The organism is Microcystis sp. M083S1 (genome assembly GCF_020246405.1).
In the GTDB taxonomy this organism is placed as follows: Bacteria; Cyanobacteriota; Cyanobacteriia; order Cyanobacteriales; family Microcystaceae; genus Microcystis; species Microcystis aeruginosa_C.
The window spans coordinates 1-20,819 of sequence record NZ_JADBTB010000207.1; the positions used below are offsets into that span (position 1 = coordinate 1).

The window sequence follows — 20,819 nt, forward strand, 5'->3', positions numbered from 1 at the left end:
GCAACAAGTACAAGAAGCTATAGGCGGTCAACGTACCGTGGGACACACGGAATCGGGCTTCTGAAATGGGGCGAAAGTCTGTGGACTCTGTGTAAGACAGTACATGGTTTTTTAACTGTGGTATGCGACGGTGGTGGAAGCAGAAACTTAAATCGTGAGGTTTAGGAATCGCCGCACTTTTAGGGCGGCGAGGATGTCAACCTTTTTACCTTTTGTTTCCCAGTAATTCTCTAAATTACCACTATATTTAGGGTTTACTAAAAAAGTTTTTCTAGGGTGTCGGGAGACAAAACGAACACTTTCTATCTCAGTCGGACAGCAAGCTGACTCAGCAATTGAAGCGAAATTCTGCCATTCTCTAGGATGCCATTCTGGGTTAATCTGGGTTTTGTGACAATTTATGGCTAAATTTTAAGAGGCAGTATGGAACGCACTTTCTTAATGATTAAACCCGACGGTGTGCAGCGCAATCTGGTGGGGGAAATTATTCAACGCTTTGAAGCTAAAGGTTTTACGCTGGTTGGGTTGAAAATGATGCAGGTTTCTAGCGAATTAGCGGAAAAACACTACGCTGTTCATAAAGAAAGACCCTTTTTCCCTTCGTTAGTCGATTTTATTACTTCCTCCCCCGTGGTGGCTATGGTTTGGCAAGGAGAAGGAGTAATTGCCTCCGCTAGAAAAATTATTGGCGCCACTAATCCCCTCAATGCTGAACCTGGTACGATTCGCGGTGATTTTGGCATTAGTGTCGGACGCAATCTTATCCATGGTTCCGATGGTCCAGATACCGCCAAAGATGAAGTTAGTCTCTGGTTTAGCGATGCAGAATTGGCTAATTGGACTCCCGCCATCACTCCCTGGGTGGTAGAGTAAATCCCCACTGGAAGCCCTTAGGGGGCAGGGGCGGTCGGCGGTCGGCAGGGGGCAGGAGGCAGAAGATTATTTTTATTGATTCTCCCCACACCCCACTTCCCCACCTCCCCAATTCATAATTCATAATTCCCACTCCCCCACTTCGCCACTCTGCAATAACTGCTCCTGCATACTTTGTGCTTTTTGTCAAAAAAACTTTTTTTTTGCAATAAAACTACACAAAAAAAAGATCATCGTTGTGGGTGAAATTGACTGATTTACCTGTCTTAATTGGGATCACCTTGTCGGTGTGGCAAGGGTTTCAACCATTGCTGCCCAAAAAAGCACAAAATAACCCATTATGAAATTCAGTAAAATCGCTGTAACCATTGTAACATCGTTGTTAAATAAAAATCTTTCTCAATTAATTCTTAAGAATTTGTAAATATTGCGGAATGTTAATTTAAATATTCTCAAGTCTTTGGAGTCAATAAATAATTTTTGCTTATCTTTGTCGAACATTGGGTGAGAAGTCAGGAGACAGGAGACAGGAGGCAGCTTTTTCTCCCTTCTTCCTGCTCCCTTCTCCCCAATTCATAATTCAGGTTCTTCGTTACTTGGTATGGTTCGATCGGGTGGCATAAATCAACTAAATCCTTATCTGGCAAGAGACTTAATTGATTAGTTAGTTCTAGATCGAAAACAATTGACATAAATCCCCGAATTTCTTTCTATATAAGGTTTTCATCCCTTGTAATCCCATCCATCGCATAACACAACTCGAAGAACCATAATTCATAATTCATAATTCATAATTCATAATTCATAATTCCCCAATGCCCAATCAAGGTTGGATTTATCGAGATAAAATTAGCAGAAATCAGGCAGGATTAAGCCTATTAGCCTACTATGCGGGCAAATATCCCCATTCTAGCCCAGAAGAATGGCTCGATCGCATTTTATCAGCAGCAATTCTAGTCAACGGTCGTCCCGCTTGCCCCGATACAATCTTGGAAATCGGGCAGCAATTGACCTATCAGCGCCCGCCTTGGACAGAACCGGATGTACCGCTCTTTTTTGAGGTACTCTACGAGGATGCCGAGGTGTTAGTGGTGGCGAAACCTTCGGGATTACCGGTGTTAGCGGGGGGTGGATTTCTCGAACATACTCTTATCCATCTGGTACATCAGCATTATGTCGAGGTCACTCCCTATCCAATTCATCGTCTTGGTCGCGGCACTTCCGGTATAGTCTTAATGGCGAAATCAAAGCCCGCCAGAGCTAAATTGAGTCAACAGATGCGAGAGGGGAAAATTACCAAAATATATCGAGCTTTAGTTGGTCAGGGCGACATACCAGATAATTTTACTATTAATCAAGCGATCGGGAAAATCGCCCATCCCATTTTAGGCTACGTTTACGGTGCGCTCGCAGATGGGTTATCAGCCCGCAGTGATGGTCGAGTCTTAAAAAAACATCCCGATAGTACCCTATTAGAAGTACAAATTTTTACGGGCAGACCCCATCAAATTCGCATTCATCTGGCCTTTTTTGGCTATCCTTTAATCGGTGATCCCTTGTATGGCGTGGGAGGATTACCGCGACCGGATGCGGTCCCGGGAGATTGTGGTTATTATCTCCATGCCAATCAAATCCTTTTTAATCATCCCAGTACAGGGGAAAGAATCTCTATTTGTTGTCAGGCCCCGCCGGAATTAGTGGATAGACTTCTTGCAGAAGTCAGGCAACAGAAAGAAGAATAGATGCTGAAAGCATCAGGATTGATTACTTTTTGACTTTTGCAAGAGGTTTAATAGCGCAAATCTCCAAATCTAGCAATATTTAGGGTTGGCTGAATAAATCTAAAAACCTTGTGGGATAATATCTTTAGGCTTTTTTGACCTCAACAAGTGCCAGCCGAGAGTGATCGGGGCGAAAATTGAGGGACTTTTTCCCTGAAAATTAGGTAATTGACCGTCTGAAAATGGGTAAAACCCTACACCCCACACCCCACACCCTACACCCCACACCCTACACCCTACACCCCACACCCTACACCCTACACCCTGCCCCCCACACCCCACACCCCACACCCCACACCCTACACCCCACACCCCACACCCCACACCCTACACCCCACACCCCACACCCTACACCCAGGAAAAACTTTTTGCCGCAGACCCTATTTAAAACCCCCCAAGCCGGATGACAAGCGATCACTAAAAGACCACTTCGGTAATCACACCCTCAATCGCTCCGAAGCGAGAGCGAGAACCTAAGACAATTCGATACAATATTGTCAACAAGCATTAAGCGATTTAAACTATCGATCGAAGGTAAAAGTCCCGAAGTTATCGAAATCTAGGGGGAGACAAAAACAAGCATGGGTAGAGTAGTAGGCATTGATCTAGGGACAACTAACTCCGTCGTCGCCGTGATGGAAGGCGGAAAGCCAGTGGTCATCGCCAACTCGGAGGGCATGAGAACCACTCCTTCTGTGGTCGGTTTTAATAAAGATGGGGAGTTAGTGGTCGGTCAAATGGCCCGGCGACAAGGGGTACTTAATCCCCAAAACACCTACTATGCAATCAAACGCTACATAGGTCGTCGCTACTCGGAATTAAACCCCGAATCGAAGCGCGTCCCCTACACCATCCGCCGGGATGAGATGGGCAATATCAAAATTAAATGCCCCCGTCTGCAAAAAGAATTCGCCCCCGAAGAAATTTCCGCCCTAGTTTTACGGCGATTGGCCGAAGAAGCCAGCCGTTATCTAGGGGAAGAAGTTACCGGGGCCGTCATCACCGTCCCCGCCTATTTTAACGACTCCCAACGTCAAGCCACCCGGGATGCGGGCCGAATTGCCGGGTTAGAAGTGCTGCGGATTCTCAACGAACCCACCGCCGCTGCCCTTGCCTACGGTCTCGATGAACAGGAAAGCAAGAAAATCCTCGTTTTTGACCTGGGGGGCGGTACTTTTGATGTTTCTATCCTGGAAGTGGGTGACGGCGTTTTTGAGGTGAAGGCCACCAGTGGCGACACCCAATTAGGCGGTAATGATTTCGATAAAAGAATCGTCGATTGGTTAGCCAATCAATTTTTGGAACAGGAAGGCGTGGAGCTGCGCCAAGACCGGCAAGCCTTACAAAGACTGACAGAAGCGGCAGAAAAAGCCAAAATTGAACTGTCTGGGGTCAGTGTCACCGATATTAATCTACCCTTTATCATCGCCACGGAAGACGGGCCAAAACACATCGAAACTCGCCTGAGTCGGGCCCAATTTGAGGAATTATGCGGCGATTTAATCAGTCGTCTCCGTCGTCCTCTCAAACGGGCCCTTTCTGATGCCGGTTTGTCCCCCGTCCAACTAGACGAAGTGGTACTGGTGGGCGGCGGCACGCGGATGCCGGTGGTGAAGGATTTAGTGCGGAGTTTTATCGATAGGGAACCCAATCAAAATGTTAACCCTGATGAGGTTGTAGCAGTCGGGGCGGCTATTCAAGCGGGAATTTTGGGCGGCGAGGTCAAAGACGTGCTGCTCCTCGATGTGACCCCTTTATCCTTGGGTTTAGAAACCATCGGCGGTGTGATGAAAAAGTTAATCCCCCGCAATACCACTATTCCCGTCCGCAGATCTGACCTTTTTTCCACTTCCGAAAATAATCAAACTGTGGTGGAAATTCACGTTTTGCAGGGGGAAAGGGAAATGGCCAGCGATAATAAATCCCTGGGACGTTTTAAATTAACCGGTATCCCCCCCGCACCCCGGGGTATTCCCCAAGTGCAGGTGTCCCTCGATATCGATGCTAACGGCATTCTACAAGTCACCGCTAGGGATAAAATGACTGGACGGGAACAAAGTGTCACCATTCAAGGCGCTTCTACCCTCAGCGAAGGGGAAATTAACCGCATGATCGGCGATGCTGCCCGATTTGCCGAAGCAGATCGTACCCGTCGCGAAAAGGTGGATAAACGCAATCGCGCCCGCTCTCTGGTGGATCAAGCCCAACGACGCTTAAAAGATGTTACTCTCGATTTTGGTAATGAGTTCACCCGTTCCTATCGTCGTCAAATTGAGTCTTTGAGTACGGAAATTATCGACGCTTTGGAGAAAAATGATGACCGTCGCATCGATCGCGCCCAGGCGGACCTACAGGATGTTATCTATGAATTAAATCGCGAGGTACGGCTACAATACGACGAGGAAGACGAGGGCTTTTTTAGCGCTATTCGCAAGACTTTTACCGGGGATAAGGAAGATGATCTTCCCTCCGAACCGCGTCGCGATCGTTATCGTCAGGATTATCGTCCCAGTACTCCGGGTTATCAAAGCGATTATCGACCCAATTATTCGGCTAATCAAGATAGTTATCGCCCCCGCGATCGGGACAATTACGATAATGGCCGCGATAGCGATTGGCAAAGTCCCCCCCCTTCGGAGGAAAAAAGTTATAACAATAGTAAAAGTAGCCGCAGCGGCGGCAATCGTTCCCGCAATATTCCCCCCCAAAATAACTGGGATGATGACGATGATGATTGGTTTTAATCAGTGATCAGTAAACAGTGATCAGTAAACAGTAATCAGTAAACAGTAATCAGTAAAAAAACAGTGGGAAACTACTATTTAATACTGCTCGCTTAATACATACTGCTCACTTAGAACTCAAATCTGATAACTGATAACCGATAACTGATAACCGATGACTGATGACTGATAACTGATAACTGATAACTGAATATATGCCACAATTAGTTAATTATTATGATCTTTTAGGAGTATCTCGCACGGCCACCAGTGACGAGATAAAAAAGGCTTTTCGACGACTGGCTCGCCAATATCATCCTGATGTTAATCCGGGGGATAAATCGGCCGAAGAAAAGTTTAAAGATATTAATGAAGCTTACGATGTTCTTTCCGATGAAGAAAAACGAGTTGAGTATAATCGTTCCTTGACGGGTAATAAGCGTCTTGGGATACGTCCGTGGGAAAAAGCCAATAGTAACGGGAATGGAAAAATCCCCCGTACAGAACAGGATTTATGGAAGTTTAGAGATTTTAATAACCTTAATACTAAGCGTGCTAAAATTGCCTCCTCTCCCCGTTTAACTCGTCGAGATGTGGAGGCGAAATTGACTTTACCTTTGGAGAAAGCTTATCAAGGTGGCAGACAAAGAATTCGTCTGGAAGATGGTAGATCAATAGAGGTAGATATGCCGGCAGCTATGATCGATGGGCAGAAAATTCGTCTCAAAGGTCAGGGGATTGAAGGGGGTGATTTATATTTAAAAATAACTATTGCTAGGCATCCTTTTTTTAGGATTCAAGGTTCTGATATTGTCTGTCAAGTGCCGATTACTCCTAGCGAGGCAATTGTGGGCGGTTTTGTGGAAATTCCTACCATTGACGGTTTAGTTAAAATGATGATTCCTAAGGGGGTTAGAAGCGGTCAAAGATTACGTTTGGCTAATAAAGGTTATCCCACTTCCCAAGGAGAAAGGGGCGATCAATTAGTGGAAATTATATTAGTTAATCCTCCCAATCCTAGCCCTGAAGAATTAGAACTTTATCAAAAAATACGGGCGATTGAAACTTTTAACCCTCGCCAGGGTTTATAAAGATTATGCTAGGTGGGTTACGGCAAATTTGAATTTTTTTGTCAAAAACATAACTTGTTCTTGCCTAACCCACCCTACACCTAACCCTTAATTCCTGTCTTTTTATGACCAATATAATTGATACAATTAAACCTTTTTATCCCCTAGCTTTCAAGGCTATTCGGGGCAATTTAGAAGGAACACAAAAACAATTATTAAATACTCTCCAAAAAATCGATCGCTCGCGGGGGGAATTTTGGGGACAATGGCTAATCTCACAATTATCAGAATCCCTGAGTTTTAGCGATTCTCGCCTATCTCAAAGCCTCTGGGGGTTAAATTTCCCCAATCCCGTCGGATTGGCGGCAGGATTCGATAAAGACGGTTTAGGGGCAGGACTTTGGCATAATTTCGGCTTTGGTTTTGCCGAGGTGGGTGCTGTCACCCTAGAAGGGCAACCGGGCAACCCAAAACCGAGATTATTTCGTTTACCAAAAGATTTGGCTGGATTAAACCGTATGGGGGCAAATAACCTGGGTGCGCCGGTTCTAGCGGCAACTCTCCAGCAATCTTGGCAACGACAACCCCGACAGATTCCCATCGGTATTAACCTCTGTAAATCGAAAAATACGCCCCTAGAAAAGGCCCCGGAGGACTATTTAGGCAGTTTTCGCTATTTATTCCTCCATGCTGATTATTTTGTCGTTAATGTTAGTTCTCCCAATACTCCAGGTTTGCGTTCCCTGCAAAGTGGTGAACAACTCGATAAAATCCTCGACATTTTACAAACAGAAAATCAAGGCAGAAAACCCCTATTAGTGAAAATTTCTCCCGATTTAGAATGGGAAGATATCAGAACAATTATTGATCTAGCTTTCTCCTATGAGTTAGCCGGAATTGTCGCTACTAATACCACCACTAAACGCACGGGATTAAAAACCACAATTCTGCCTGAAACTGGTAAACCAATCACTGAAGAAGCAGGGGGAATTAGTGGGCAACCTTTGCGGGAACGTTCCACGGAAGTGATCCGTTTTATCTATCGGCAAACCCAAGGCAATTTACCAATAATTGGAGTGGGAGGAATTTTTTCTCTCGATGATGCTTGGGAAAAAATTACCGCCGGTGCGAGTTTATTACAGATTTATACCGGTTGGTTATACCGAGGACCCTGGCTAGTATCAAATATTTTACAAGGATTAACAGAAAAATTAGAGGCTAATGGGTTGACTAATATTAATCAAGCGGTGGGAATTAATAATGAACTTCTGCCAAAAATCAAAAATATTCCCTTAGGGAAAGAGTCACAGGCCCGTATTCAGGAGTCAGAATAAGAAAAAGAAAGACATTGTTTACTAGGCTCGATGATTAAATAACAATTGTTAATAGAAAGAATCTAGGTCGTGAGCATCCAGCTTTTTTACAATTGTTTACACAAACATTAATAATTATGACAAAGCATCAGTTCTTAAAGAGTTTTTATTCTCAGGTTATCAATCCCTTAATAAAAGCGTTCTAATCTCAAGAGAGAACGTTTTGTTTCCTTGAGATTAGAGGACTAAAAAATTAATGATTGCTTCACCTTCTAACCCCAAAAATGTTCTAGCGGCAACTCTGCTAACAGTGGGAATTTCCCTAATAAACGTACCGACGGTTTTAGCGCAAGCTCATACTAATACAGGCGGACCGCAGGTGACAGGATTAAATGGTTATAAATATACGCCCCTATTTACAGTGGGTGAAACCATTAACAATTACACTCCCATCGGTATTCTGGATGGAATTGGCGTTATCAATCTAGGAAATGGGACGATTCGTGCCTTGGTCAACCATGAAGTTAGAAATAACCAAGGAGCCTCTTATACCCTGAATCCGGGTACTGCTAACCAGCTTTCCGTGAGAGGAGCAAGAATCAGTTACTTTGACATCGACACCAGTAGTCGTCAAATTATCGGTTCTGGATTAGCCTTCGATAAAATCTACGATCGCTCTTACAATCTAATCACCAGTACCAGTCAATTTGAACTCGCTCCCACCATTGGAGGTTTAGATCGTTTTTGTTCTGGCGCCGCTTTCGGTCGTTATTCCTTCGGTCAAGGGATCGGTTTTGAAGATAATATCTACTTTGCTGGAGAAGAAACCAGCAATGGGACTCAATGGGTTCTCGATCCTACCAATTTCGGTCTCTGGGCTGCCCCAGAAATGGGTCGCGGTGGTTGGGAAAATTGGACAGAAATTGATACAGGTAGAAGTGATCGCATTGCGATGATCGGGGGTGATGATACCGAGTCCGCACCTCTCTATCTCTACATTGGGGAGAAAAACGGGGTCGGAGATGGTAGTTTTCTAGATCGCAATGGTCTCAAACAGGGCAAACTGTATGTTTGGGTAGGCGATAAAGGTGTCGATCCCCAAAACTTTGCTGGTACTGGTAACACCAGTGCCGGACGTTGGGTAGAAGTGGTGAACGAGGGAAATGGGGTTGGTTTTCTCAATGGTTTTGCCACCGATAGCAATCTTCGGGCCCAAGCGGACGCTTTAGGAGCTTTTTCCTTCTCCCGTCCGGAAGATGTCTCGATTAATCCCAGTGATGGTTCCCAAATTGTTCTTGCTTCCACCGGACGCAGTTCTTTATTCAATGGGGCCGATAGCTGGGGAACCGTTTATATCTTCGATAATAATCTGGTTTTCGATCAAAACGGCAATCTCGACACCGCTGCTTCTAGCGTCAGCGCTCGCATTCTCTACGATGGTAATGATGCAGGTGGCGGTCAATTTAGCGGTCCCGATTTTGGGGTGAGAAGTCCTGATAACCTCGATTGGTCCGATGACGGTACTATCTATATCCAAGAAGACCGTTCTTTCTCTGGTTTCGGTCAAACCTCTGGAGAAGAAGCCTCGATTTGGCGACTTGATGCCACCACTGGACGAGCGACACGAGTAGGTCAGGTCGATCGTAGCTCTAGTTTACCAGGTGGTCAAACCGACAGCAGCCCCAATGATTTAGGTAACTGGGAAACTTCGGGGATTTTGGATATTACTGAATTCTTTCCTGGCGCTCGACCGGGAGAAAAAATTCTAATTCTCGACGTGCAGGCCCACAGTGTGCGAAATGGCAGCATCGGCGGTCCTAATAATCTTGTCGAAGGTGGTCAATTAGGTTTATTAACTGTCCAAACCCCGGAACCGACTCTCTTCTTTGGTTTAGGTTTCTTTGGTTTATCTGCCTTGGCATTAAAACGGAAACAAAGCTAAAACGATAATTTCTTGTAGTTTAGGGGACTGAAAATAATCCAGCCCCTATTTTTTGTCATTTTTGGCTCTCTTGGATATTGGGTTAAAAAGGTCTAATACTAAATCCGTTGAGTATAGGCTACATATCAGGAGAGGCAATAGGCAATAGGCAAAAGGAGCAATAGATAATCAGTTTTTAATAACCAGATTTAGTATAATATAGGTTCATAATAACCTTATTTTTTCAAAAAGCTGTACTTTTCAACGAAATTATTATCATTCTGATAGCTTTTTAAGCATCAGAGTTAACAGCAGGAGTTTTAATATTTTTACATAAATATATTTGAAATAAATGCACCAATTCAGCAACAATATTTTTTAATCTCAACTATTTTCTAATAACAGGGATTTTTCTTGTCTGTATTTCTGCATACTTAGTAATCAAAAAATTTTCCAGAATCATGTCCAGTTTAATGATAAAATTAGCCCTTGATGGTGTTCATATCAACAATATTTGAGCATTCTAAGCTGTACTGGATTTAAACTGAGCATTCGATCTGTTAGTACAAATGCCAAAACTCCCTCTCCCTGCTCCCGTACAGTCTTAACGAGTAATTTAGATAGTCAACAGCTTAGTACCTCCAGAAGCTATAATAATATTTAAAGCTTACTAAAGATTAACCAATTCTCGAGGAACTACAACCGCAGACAAATCGATCGCCAAGTATGGAACTTTTTAACCAAACCACAATTCTATGTCAAAAAAATCATTTTTACCCGGTTGTTTAGTCGTCCTAGGATTAACAGCAGTAACCGCAGGAGGTGTCTATCTTTATCTACGAGGACAACTTCCTTGGCAAAGATTCACCCCCTTAGAATCGGCAAAAGTTATCCCAGAAACTGCCTTTGCTAGTAGTTTTGTCTCCACGGATGCAAAAGCTTGGTCAGTGTTAGCTAAATATGGTACACCAGAATCGCGAACTGCGGTTAGTCAAGGACTAGAAGAATTACAAAAAAATATCTTCACTGATAAGATTGATTATCAACGGGATATCGAACCTTGGATCGGTAGTATTAGCTTTGCTTTCCTTCCCGCAGCTACCCCCGGACAATCGGAATTATTAACGGTTATCGGCATCAAAGATAAAATTAAAGCGTCGGAATTCCAGAAAAAACTAGGACAACAAGTTAATCGCAAAACTAGCACCAGTGACTACAAAGGTGTTAAAATTACTGCTATAGATTGGCAGGATAACACCACTATTTATACTGCTGTTACTGGCGATTTTTTGTTGATATCCTACGATAAAAAGGTGTTAGAAGCAGCGATCGATACCTATCAAGGACAGCCATCTTTTAGCAGTAAACCGGAAGTGAGAAAACTGCTTTCCCAATCCCTCAACCTACCCAATACCCTAGCAACAATTTATATTGATGATTATGCCAAAATCTTGGGACCAGATGCTAATTTATCCCCCCAAAGTCGGCAAGAATTAGCAAAAATTCAAGATATTGTCGCAGGAGTGGGTGTCACCGATACGGGATTACAATTACAAATGGTGGCTAAACTTGCTCCTGAAACTATTTCTAACCTACCTTCCCCTAGCAGAAATCAAGTTTTAAATTATTTACCCGGAGATACCATTGCAGTCTGGAGTGGGAATAATCTTAAACAGGGATGGGAAGAAGCAGAAAAACAGTCCCAAACTAACCCAGAATTACAAGTTTTTCTGCGTCAGATCCGTGAGAATTTTCAGATGGCAACCCTTGACGCGGATAAAGAAGTTTTTAACTGGATGGATCGAGAATTTGCCTTTGGAATTATCCCCAACCAGCAAGCGGTGGGAGGGTTAGGTTTTGGGGGAATGATGATCTGGCAAACCGGCGATCATAAAGCGGCAAAAACTACCCTCGATAAGTTAAATGAATTGGTGAAAACTGTTCCCTTTATCACCATAAAAAACAGTCAAATTTCTGGCCAAGATGTGACTGAATGGAAAGCGGAAGAACAAGCTATTTTAACCTATGCTTGGCCTAATAATGATACCCTAAAAATGACCGTCGGAATTCCCTATCAACCGCAACCGAATCAACCGATTAGCAAAAGTGAGAATTTCCAAGCATCGATCGCAAATTTGCCTAAAAATAATCTCGGTTATTTTTTCATCGATGTGGAGCAAATTATCGCTAAAGCAGGGGGAATTAATAATCTTCCTGCCGGGGAATTAACCCCAGAAGCAAAGGCCTTTTTAGAATCGGTACGCGGGATCGGAATTACTGCCACTATGCCTGATAAAACCACCAGTAAAATTGATGTTTTATTTTCCCTGAAGCAAACTCCCTAAAAAGTAACCGACTAGATAAAGCGATCCACAGAGAATTATCTGACTATCGGCAGATTCTTGGATTGCTTTTTTTAGTCCTAAAAATACATCGGAACAAGTCTCTAGGTGAGATAATTCTGGACAAATTGAAGCCGCTAATTCCGCTAAGGTTTCAGGATTGGCACTGCTATGATCTGGGACAGGAACTAAATATAAACTATCGCCTTTTCTTAATAAAGCTTGGAATATTTCTCGATGATCTTTAGTCGATAAAATACCCATCACCCAGATAATTTTTGGAGCCTTTAAACTATCTACATACTGCCTTAAACCAATAGCAGCAGCGGGATTATGAGCGCCATCTATTAAAATTTCTCGCTGACACCAACTAACGGTTTGTAAACGTCCTAACCAGCGAGTTTTTGCCATTCCTTCTTGCACGACTTCATCGCTAATTTGCCAACCTTGGTGACGTAAAATATTAACAACAGCGATCGCTATAGCTGAATTAGTTAATTGAAAATCTCCCGCTAAGGATAAAGGATATTCTAACCCTTGATATTTAGCACGATTATCGGCAATTTTTTCGGCAGCTTCTACCCATACCGTCGGACAATTTAACAGCTTGATTCTCTCCCTAACTACCCCCTGCGCTGATTCCGGTAATTGTCCGATAACTGCGGGACAATTCGCTTTTAATATCCCCGCTTTCTCCCCGGCAATATCGGCAACCGTCGGCCCTAAATTTTGCCAATGTTCCCGACTGATAGAAGTGATGACAGTAACCAAAGGTTGAGCGCAAACATTAGTCGCATCTAATCTTCCTCCCAAACCCACTTCCATCACGGCAATATCCACCTTTTCCCGGGCAAAATACAGCCAAGCAGCGGCAGTAATTACCTCAAATTGAGTAGGACTTTCCTGCTGGGGATCGATAAGCGATTGTAGATCTTTAAGCAGGTTTTCTAAAGTGGCGGTTTCAATATTTTCGCCATTAATAGAGATTCTTTCTGTCCAATCAATTAAATGGGGAGAAATATAACGTCCGACTTTATAACCGGCGGTGCTGAGAATAGAGGATAGATAGGCACAAACTGAACCTTTGCCATTAGTTCCCGTGACATGAATAATCGGAATTTTATCTTGGGGATTGCCTAAAATCTCCAGCAGATTTTTTATTCTTTCTAAACCGAGATTGACACCAAAACGCTGAAAAGGTTGCAGTAAAGAATCAATAGTCATGGTTGGCAAACTATAAATAAAGGAATCCGGCTAGGATCGATACTCCTACCGGCACTGATGACCCTTTCTCTGGGGGGGTAATGTCTAAAGTTTGACTAAAATGCTCGGTTCTTTTTGGATCGGTAAAACATCAAGAGAGTCAATATTAGCGCAGTATTTTAAATCTTCTTGACAGTGGAGACGCAAGAGGCGCTGACCGTGACTACAACTGTGGAACATTCCTAAAAGATCATTTTGCCATTGACGATAAAGAGCGATCGAGGCGATAACCTCATCATTACCGATCGCCATTTGCCCCGATTGTTCTTGTAGCGCATCGGCGATCGCTCCAGCACAGGCCGTATCTTCCAAAGAATAACCCCCTTCCCAACCAGAGCCAACAATCCAGACGGTTTCGGGCTGCCTATCCAATAAGTAATTAACGGCAGCTTGCCGATTGATCATAGCGGCAGTAATCACGATCGGGGATTCTTCCACCCTTTGCAGAGCGCGGGTGCCGTTAGTGGTGCTGATAAACAGACGACGACCTTTCATTAAATCAGGGGTACAATCGAGGGGAGAATTGCCCAGATCGCAGCCTTCCACTTTCGCTCCGCCTCTTTCTCCTGCCCGGAGACGTTTTTCTGGTTGCCAGGTATCGCTCACCTGCATCAGGGTTTTCAGATCGCTGAAGGTTTGCACTGCTTCTGCACCGGCATTGAGGGCAGTGGCGATCGTGGTTGTCGCTCTTAAAACATCGATAACGACGGCGCAATCGGGTAGAGTATGGACGGGGGTAAGTTCGGGAGTATGATAAATGAAAACCTGCACGATTTATACCAAGTAAAAAGTAAAAGGGAAATAAGCTCAACATACCGCCGCTCGGCGTCGCGCTGGCAGAAGAAAGACAAGGCCGATTTTATCACGATGGATGTCAGCTAGTTAAGCTGTTCTTAATTCAAATTGCTGGTGGAGATCAGGCAAGGGGGGGGCTAATCTAAGAATAAGCGGTTTAAATACGTCTTAGCTTAGGGACTTGCGCTTTGATAATGTACCTTTTGGGCGAACGCAGTTCGCCCCTACATTGTGGACAAAATCCGTTACTGTAGGGGCGCAAAGCTTGCGCCCTCCGATCGATTGGGATATTATTCTCACGCAAGTCCCTTATCACTTGAAATACCCACGCGGATCACAAAATTGGCCAATTGTCAATAGAGTTTGAGATGCTCTCACCCTGTCGCTCGTCATGACTAAATGTTATAATTAATAATTATTATGCCTGCTAACTTCAAGATTCATGTCTGCTAAAGATCGTTTTCATGGTGCAGTGAGAAAAGGATTAGAAAAAGAGGGTTGGATCATTACGGATGACCCTTTAAGGATTGAAGTGGGTGATGTAGAAATGTATGTCGATTTAGGAGCAGAGCAACTGATAGCCGCAGAAAAAGATAATGAAAAGATAGCCGTTGAAATTAAAAGTTTTATCGGTAAATCCAGCATTTCAGAATTTCATACTGCCATTGGACAATTCTTTAATTATCGTGTTGCTTTAGAAGAAAAAGAACCTAAAAGACAGTTATATTTAGCTGTTCCCTTAGATATTTATTATAGTTTTTTTGAATTGCGATTTATTCAAACTGTCGTTAAAAGATTTCAAATTTACCTGATTATTTATGATCCGATTGGGGAGGTAATTGTCGAATGGAAAAATTAGAACAATATCGTCACTATGTCAAGCAAGTCATTACTGAATATTCTCAGATAGGTTCATCTAAAGATCCGATTGAACAACAATTGATTTTTGATACAGTTGGCGATCACTATCAATTGATGTATGTTGGCTGGAAAAATAGACGAAGATATCATGGTTGTGTTTTGCATCTCGATATTAAAAAGGGTAAAATCTGGATACAACATGATGGCACTGAGGTGGGAATTGCCAATGAATTAGTTAATTTAGGTGTTCCTAAAGAAGATATTGTTTTAGCCTTTCATGAACCCCTAGTCAGAGAATATACAGGGTTTGCGGTGGGTTAATCAAAGAGGGCGAATGCAATTCGCCCCTACAATAATATTATTGCGCCAATGGTAGGGGCGCACCGCGTGCGCCCAAAATGTCCTATAGATATTTCGACAAAATTGAGATGCACCCAAATTATCCCTATTCTTCTTCCTTCCACACAAAAACCAGAAGAGCCAATTCGCCTAACCTAATCATAAGGTTAAGCGACAAACAGGATCAGCAAGAGACTTCGATTTTTTTACCTTTCTGTATTTTTTTGTTAACAAAACTTAACAATTATCGCCAAAATTTTGCTTGCTTTTATCGGGAGATTTTGGGATAATATTTTTAAAAGATTTTATTCATAATGGGAATCTTTGCGTCTAAAAAATTTTTGCACAGATTCCCATTATATAAAAAGCATAGCGCAAGTCGCCGGCAAAGTCAAGTCCTTTCCCATTAATTATGGGTTGGCTGAAAAAGTAGGAGCGATCGCTGGTTAAGATACAAGGTTTTTGAGCCACCAGCTTGAAAATCTTGCAGCTGCTTGGTCAAACAGGCTGCCAAACCCCTTATCTCGTCTATATTTCACATTTATTCAGCCAACCCTACCTAAATCTCTGCTGAAGGTGGAGATCAAAGGCTGTTTTAAACTAATACTTTACTGCGATCGTTAGAATTATCCCCAAAAATTGCCCCTCGTCGAATCAAATCCTGTTTTTGTTCGGGGGTGATCCCCGTTGCACCGATAAAGATAGCGTTTTCAACTTTCGCCCCACTCAGGATAGCCTCACTCAGGTTAGCCTCACTCAGGAAAGCCCCTCTCAGGTCAGCCTCAATCAGGTTAGCCCTCCACAGGTCAGCCCAACTCAGGTTAGCTCCTCTCAGGTTAGCCCCACTCAGGTCAGCCTCACTCAGATTAGCCCCACTCAGGTCAGCCTCACTGAGGTTAGCCCCACTCAGGTTAGCCCCCCACAGGTAAGCCCAACTCAGCTTAGCCGTCCACAGGATAGCGTTACTCAGGTTAGCCCCTCTCAGGTTAGCCTGAATCAGGTTAGCCCCTCTCAGGTTAGCCCAACTCAGATCAGCCTCACTCAGGTTAGCCCCTCTCAGAATAGCCTCACTCAGGTCAGCCTCACTTAGGTCAGCCTCACTCAGGTCAGCCTCACTCAGATTAGCCCCACTCAGGTCAGCCCCCCACAGGTGAGCCCAACTCAGCTTAGCCGTCCACAGGATAGCCTCACTCAGGTCAGCCTCACTCAGAATAGCCTCACTCAGGTTAGCCCCACTCAGGTCAGCCTCACTCAGGTTAGCCCAACTCAGGTCAGCCTCAATCAGGATAGCCCCACTTAAATCAACAAATCGTAGAGTTGTCTCATCGATTGTTCCCTCTCGAATTGCCTTAATTAATTCGGCTTTTTCAATAACTTTTGCATCTGTAGTGAACTCTGCTTTTTTGACGACAATTTCGGGTATATCGTCTGATTTAAGTTCATTGAGAAGGGCTTGCAATTCCCCCGATTGATGTAAATCTGCTAGGCGCTGGAGTCCATCTTCTGAACCTTCTAAAAATAGCCGAATACTGCCTTTAAGTTTCATAATAGGCTTGATCGTGTTGTCTCTGGCGATTTTTTGAATAAGGTTGTTAATCTTATCAATTTTCTCTGGTGTCAGGTCGTCTATCCCTACCTCAATAACTAATTCAAGAACTCTATCCGATTGCTGAGTTTGCGGTTTATTGTTATGATCAAATGTCTGGGAATTATCTCTATATCTTGCTAAAGCAGTAATCAGATTACTCTTTCCAATCTTTTCACCTGTTTGCTCTGACAAGATTTTAAATAAATCATAAGCCGCATTCTTGATTGACTGTTCTTCTTGCCTAATTTATTCCGCTAGATCACGATATGTTTTATCTTCAAAAATACCTTTTAATATTTTTGTCTCCACGTCCGTTAATCCCTTTTTTGTATGCTTTTTTTTCAGATCATTAACCAGCATTTCTAATTCAGTCCATGAAAGGATTTTAGTTTCAGTCATTTTTAGTTCATTCATCATCATTTTTTAAGGGTTGCAGGACTTAAGATTACTTTTCAGTACCCTGTCAGGTTACTTGAGAGTACCTAAAAAAAGTACCATTTTCATGACTTTTGAGTAACGACAAATAATCAGAATTTTTTTAATCTAGAGATAGTTCACCCCCTAAGTAAAAGGATTGATGATTATGTATAAATATTGGTTAAAGTACAGAGAAGACGTTGTTAGTCTTGCCAAAATTATCAGCACCATATTTGCGATCGCATCATTTTTAGGCTTCTCTTTTCCAGAGAAATTTCAACCTACTCCCTGCCAACCGACGGCAATTGTTGAAACCACGGAAGTTAGCACTAACAATTAGTCAAAGCGCCAAATTCGCCTAACCTAATCATAAGGTTAAGCGACAAACAGGATCAGCAAGAGACTTCGATTTTTTTACCTTGCTGATCTCTGTATTTTTTTGTTAACAAAACTTAACAATTATCGGCAAAATTTTGCTTGCTTTTCTCGGCAGATTTTGGAATAATATTTTTAAAGGATTTTATTCATAATGGAAATCTTTGCGTCTAAAAAAATTTGCACGGATTCCCATTATAAGAAAAGCATAGCGCAAATCGCTGGCAAAGTCAAGTCCTTTCCCATTACTTATGGGTGCGAATTTCCCAGAATCAAAAAAGGGGGTTAGTGGGGAGTCAGACCAAATATAGGTTACACTTCAACTTTAAATGAGAAACGCTGTCATTCTTTGTAGGGAATATGACTAGACAAACCGCTAATCTCGGACAAACAGGAATTGCCGTCAGTGCCTTGGGAATCGGGACTTGGGCATGGGGAGATAAACTATTCTGGAACTATGGCAAGGAATACGGAGCTAGTCAGGTAGAGGAGGCCTTTAAAGCGGCAGTAGAGGCAGGAATCACCTTTTTTGACACTGCCGAAGTCTATGGACTGGGGGAATCGGAACGACTCTTAGGAAAATTTACCCAACAGACCGATATTGCCATCGATATTGCCAGTAAATTTGCCCCCGTACCGTGGCGATTGGGGGCGAATGCGGTGCATAATGCCATTACCGAGAGCTTAAACCGTCTAAAAACCGATAAAATGGCCCTTTACCAAGTACATTGGCCCTTCACCTTCCTAATTAGCCAAGAAACCCTGATCAATGCCCTAGGGGAAGAAGTAAAAAGCGGCCGGATTGGTTCCGTGGGTGTAAGTAATTATTCCGCCGAGCAAATGCGTCAAGCAAGCCAGATTTTGGCGAAAAAAGAGGTTCCCTTAGCGGTCAATCAGGTGCAGTATTCGCTTTTGTATCGCAAAATAGAAACTAAGGGAATTTTAGCCACGGCCAAGGAATTAGGTGTCACCATCCTCGCCTACAGCCCTCTCGCTCAAGGACTACTGACGGGTAAATATAGCCCAGAAAGCCAGAATTTGCCCGATGGAGCCAGAAAAGTTGACTCGCGGTTCAAAAAAGAAGGTTTGGAGAAAATAGCCCCAATTTTAAGGGTACTGCAAGAATTGGGCGCAAAATACCAAAAAACCCCCGCACAAGTCGCCCTCAATTGGTTAATCGCCCAAGGGGATGTAATTCCCATTCCGGGGGCAAAAACTGCGGCCCAAGCGAGGGAAAATGCCGGGGCCTTAGGATGGAGTTTAGAAGCGCAAGAGGTGACGCAATTAGAACAGATGAGCCGGCCTTGGCTGTAAAAATCAAAACTTTTGATTTTTGATCACCATTCTGGAAAAAGTTTCTAACTTTTTGGTGATCAAGATTAAAACAGGCTACAATCTTTGCATACTGCTGTACTACTTAAGAAAACTGGGGAGAAAATTAATGGCGACAATGACAAGTAATCCCGATCGAGATAAAGCCTTGGGTTTAGTCTTAAATCAAATCGAGCGCAACTTTGGCAAAGGTTCGATTATGCGTTTAGGAGACGCCACCCGGATGCGGGTGGAAACCGTGCCTAGTGGTGCTTTAACCCTAGATATGGCGTTGGGTGGCGGTTTACCGAAGGGCCGCATCGTCGAAATTTACGGGCCGGAAAGTTCTGGAAAAACCACCTTAGCCCTCCATGCGATCGCAGAAGTGCAGAAAGCTGGGGGAGTGGCGGCCTTTGTCGATGCGGAACACGCTTTAGATCCCACCTATTCGGAAGATTTAGGGGTAGATATCAATAATTTACTGGTGGCACAACCGGATACGGGGGAGGCTGCCTTAGAAATAGTTGACCAGTTAGTGCGTTCTTCGGCCGTGGATATCGTTGTCATCGACTCGGTGGCCGCTTTAGTGCCGCGGGCGGAAATTGAAGGGGAAATGGGGGATAATCAGGTGGGTTTGCAGGCCCGTTTGATGAGTAAAGCCCTGCGAAAAATTGCTGGTAATATTGGTAAATCGGGTTGTGTGGTGATTTTCCTCAACCAACTGCGGCAAAAAATCGGTGTCACCTACGGCAATCCTGAAGTGACCACCGGAGGAACGGCCTTAAAATTTTATGCCTCGGTGCGTTTAGATATCCGTCGCATTCAAACTTTGAAAAAAGGCACGGAAGGGGAATACGGAATTCGGGCTAAAGTTAAGGTGGCTAAAAATAAAGTCGCGCCTCCTTTCCGGATTGCTGAATTTGATATTATCTTCGGTAAAGGCATTTCCCAGGTGGGTTGTATGCTCGATATCGCCGAACAAACTAACGTAGTTACTCGTAAAGGGGCATGGTATAGCTATAATGGCGAAAATATTGCCCAGGGTCGCGATAATGCCGTTAAATATCTCGAAGAAAGGCCAGAAGTAGCGGCAGAAATTGAGAAGTTATTGCGGGATAAATTAGACATGGGTTCGGTTCCTTTACCCACGGAACCGGCTGATGAGGACGAGGAGGACGATCTGGAACCAGAAATCTAAAAGAAGACGGTTTTAAGTCTTGGTTATCCCCCTATTTTGGGGGATTTTTTAGCTTCAGAATCGATAGATTTAGCGGCTTCTAACCATGATTGTAAACCTTTTTTAGTCGGTGTTCCTTTAGGGGTAAAAGTCCATATATCTCGTTTATGTTGGGGGCTGTAGCTGATATGAATTGGGCGATTAATTCCGTAAAAATAGAGAGAATCAAAGGGTAATTTTGCGGTTAAAATCCAATCTATTAGGCGATCGCTAGTTAAATCGATAATCCGAAAATCACAGGCTGCCCCCAATCGCTGACAATAATATTGACCTTTTTGATTAATTTCGTGAGCGCAATGTTGATCACGACTGGGATCGATTCTACCGTTTTTTAAGCCAGTGATTGGGTCTTTTTTTTGGAGAAATTTTCTCAGATCATTGGAACAAAATCCGTAGGTTAATTGAAATTTTTCTCGACCAAAGTTATCAATAATTGGATCGATAATAAAGTGAGCGAGATTTTGCCAAGCGGTTATCGTTTCAGGATTTTTTGGGTAGGGATCGATTTGTGCTGCGTACTTTTGATAGGTTTGGGAACAGGTAGATAATTCTTCTAGGGTTAAATATTTACCAATTAACATAATCAGTTATCAGTTTTTAGCTAGATCCT

The 20,819-nt window shown here is 43.4% G+C and carries 16 protein-coding genes and 1 pseudogene; 12 read left to right on the top strand and 5 right to left on the bottom strand.

The annotated features are described in order from the left end of the window. Positions 1-423 precede the first annotated feature (423 nt). Entirely contained in the window at positions 424-873 is a 450-nt protein-coding gene (gene ndk, locus IM450_RS18925) for a nucleoside-diphosphate kinase (RefSeq protein ID WP_008205931.1), read from the top strand. A gap of 512 nt (positions 874-1,385) precedes the next feature. Here the strand turns inward: ndk and IM450_RS18930 are convergent. Next, positions 1,386-1,577 carry a hypothetical protein gene (locus IM450_RS18930; protein ID WP_285891567.1) on the bottom strand — a complete coding sequence of 64 codons (192 nt, stop codon included), beginning with the start codon at positions 1,575-1,577 and terminating at the stop codon, positions 1,386-1,388. A 111-nt stretch (positions 1,578-1,688) separates the two neighbouring features. Here IM450_RS18930 and IM450_RS18935 point away from each other — a divergent pair, with 111 nt between their 5' ends. The 6 genes from IM450_RS18935 (at position 1,689) to IM450_RS18960 (ending at position 12,026) form a co-directional block, all read left to right on the top strand. Then, positions 1,689-2,615, top strand: a complete 927-nt coding sequence (locus IM450_RS18935) for an RluA family pseudouridine synthase (RefSeq protein ID WP_002800981.1) — start codon at positions 1,689-1,691, stop codon at positions 2,613-2,615. Positions 2,616-3,235: 620 nt separating this feature from the next. Next, a complete protein-coding gene (gene dnaK / locus IM450_RS18940; protein WP_287666553.1) occupies positions 3,236-5,398 on the top strand; it encodes a molecular chaperone DnaK in 2,163 nt (720 codons plus the stop codon). 194 nt (positions 5,399-5,592) lie between these two features. Further along, complete coding sequence (locus IM450_RS18945; RefSeq protein ID WP_002800979.1) at positions 5,593-6,468, top strand: DnaJ C-terminal domain-containing protein; 876 nt, start codon at positions 5,593-5,595, stop codon at positions 6,466-6,468. Positions 6,469-6,572: 104 nt separating this feature from the next. Then, positions 6,573-7,781 (top strand): quinone-dependent dihydroorotate dehydrogenase, encoded by a 1,209-nt coding sequence (locus tag IM450_RS18950; RefSeq protein ID WP_002800977.1) that lies wholly within the window; start codon positions 6,573-6,575, stop codon positions 7,779-7,781. Positions 7,782-8,016: 235 nt separating this feature from the next. Further along, entirely contained in the window at positions 8,017-9,702 is a 1,686-nt protein-coding gene (locus tag IM450_RS18955) for an alkaline phosphatase PhoX (protein ID WP_287666558.1), read from the top strand. Positions 9,703-10,436: 734 nt separating this feature from the next. After that, positions 10,437-12,026, top strand: coding sequence for a DUF3352 domain-containing protein (locus IM450_RS18960; RefSeq protein WP_287666560.1), 1,590 nt, complete (start codon positions 10,437-10,439; stop codon positions 12,024-12,026). Here IM450_RS18960 and IM450_RS18965 read toward each other — a convergent pair. Together IM450_RS18965 and IM450_RS18970 are read right to left on the bottom strand one after the other, a co-directional pair. After that, positions 12,000-13,247, bottom strand: a complete 1,248-nt coding sequence (locus tag IM450_RS18965; RefSeq protein WP_287666562.1) for a bifunctional folylpolyglutamate synthase/dihydrofolate synthase — start codon at positions 13,245-13,247, stop codon at positions 12,000-12,002. The genes IM450_RS18960 and IM450_RS18965 overlap by 27 nt on opposite strands. An 84-nt stretch (positions 13,248-13,331) precedes the next feature. Continuing rightward, complete coding sequence (locus tag IM450_RS18970) at positions 13,332-14,057, bottom strand: 2-phosphosulfolactate phosphatase family protein (protein ID WP_002759138.1); 726 nt, start codon at positions 14,055-14,057, stop codon at positions 13,332-13,334. A gap of 466 nt (positions 14,058-14,523) precedes the next feature. Between IM450_RS18970 and IM450_RS18975 the strand changes: the two genes are divergently transcribed. After that, positions 14,524-14,940, top strand: a complete 417-nt coding sequence (locus tag IM450_RS18975; RefSeq protein WP_002751648.1) for a XisH family protein — start codon at positions 14,524-14,526, stop codon at positions 14,938-14,940. Then, positions 14,928-15,263, top strand: a complete 336-nt coding sequence (locus IM450_RS18980) for a XisI protein (protein ID WP_002748301.1) — start codon at positions 14,928-14,930, stop codon at positions 15,261-15,263. The genes IM450_RS18975 and IM450_RS18980 overlap by 13 nt, the downstream gene beginning before the upstream one ends. A gap of 613 nt (positions 15,264-15,876) precedes the next feature. On the opposite strand, the pseudogene IM450_RS18985 reads toward IM450_RS18980, so the two are convergent. After that, positions 15,877-17,289, bottom strand: a pseudogene (locus tag IM450_RS18985) (pentapeptide repeat-containing protein). A 163-nt stretch (positions 17,290-17,452) separates the two neighbouring features. On the opposite strand from IM450_RS18985, the gene IM450_RS18990 reads away from it, so the two are divergent. The 3 genes from IM450_RS18990 (at position 17,453) to recA (ending at position 20,170) form a co-directional block, all read left to right on the top strand. Beyond that, the gene (locus tag IM450_RS18990) at positions 17,453-17,626 is read left to right on the top strand and encodes a hypothetical protein (RefSeq protein ID WP_002748305.1); all 174 of its coding nucleotides are present in this window, start codon (positions 17,453-17,455) and stop codon (positions 17,624-17,626) included. A gap of 395 nt (positions 17,627-18,021) precedes the next feature. Further along, positions 18,022-18,975: an aldo/keto reductase gene (locus tag IM450_RS18995; RefSeq protein WP_287666566.1), complete on the top strand. Its 954-nt coding sequence runs from the start codon at positions 18,022-18,024 to the stop codon at positions 18,973-18,975. A gap of 127 nt (positions 18,976-19,102) precedes the next feature. Then, entirely contained in the window at positions 19,103-20,170 is a 1,068-nt protein-coding gene (gene recA, locus IM450_RS19000) for a recombinase RecA (protein WP_002800964.1), read from the top strand. Between the two features lie 23 nt (positions 20,171-20,193). On the opposite strand, the gene IM450_RS19005 is transcribed toward recA, so the two are convergent. Then, positions 20,194-20,790, bottom strand: coding sequence for a hypothetical protein (locus tag IM450_RS19005; protein WP_287666568.1), 597 nt, complete (start codon positions 20,788-20,790; stop codon positions 20,194-20,196). Between the last annotated feature and the right edge of the window lie 29 nt (positions 20,791-20,819).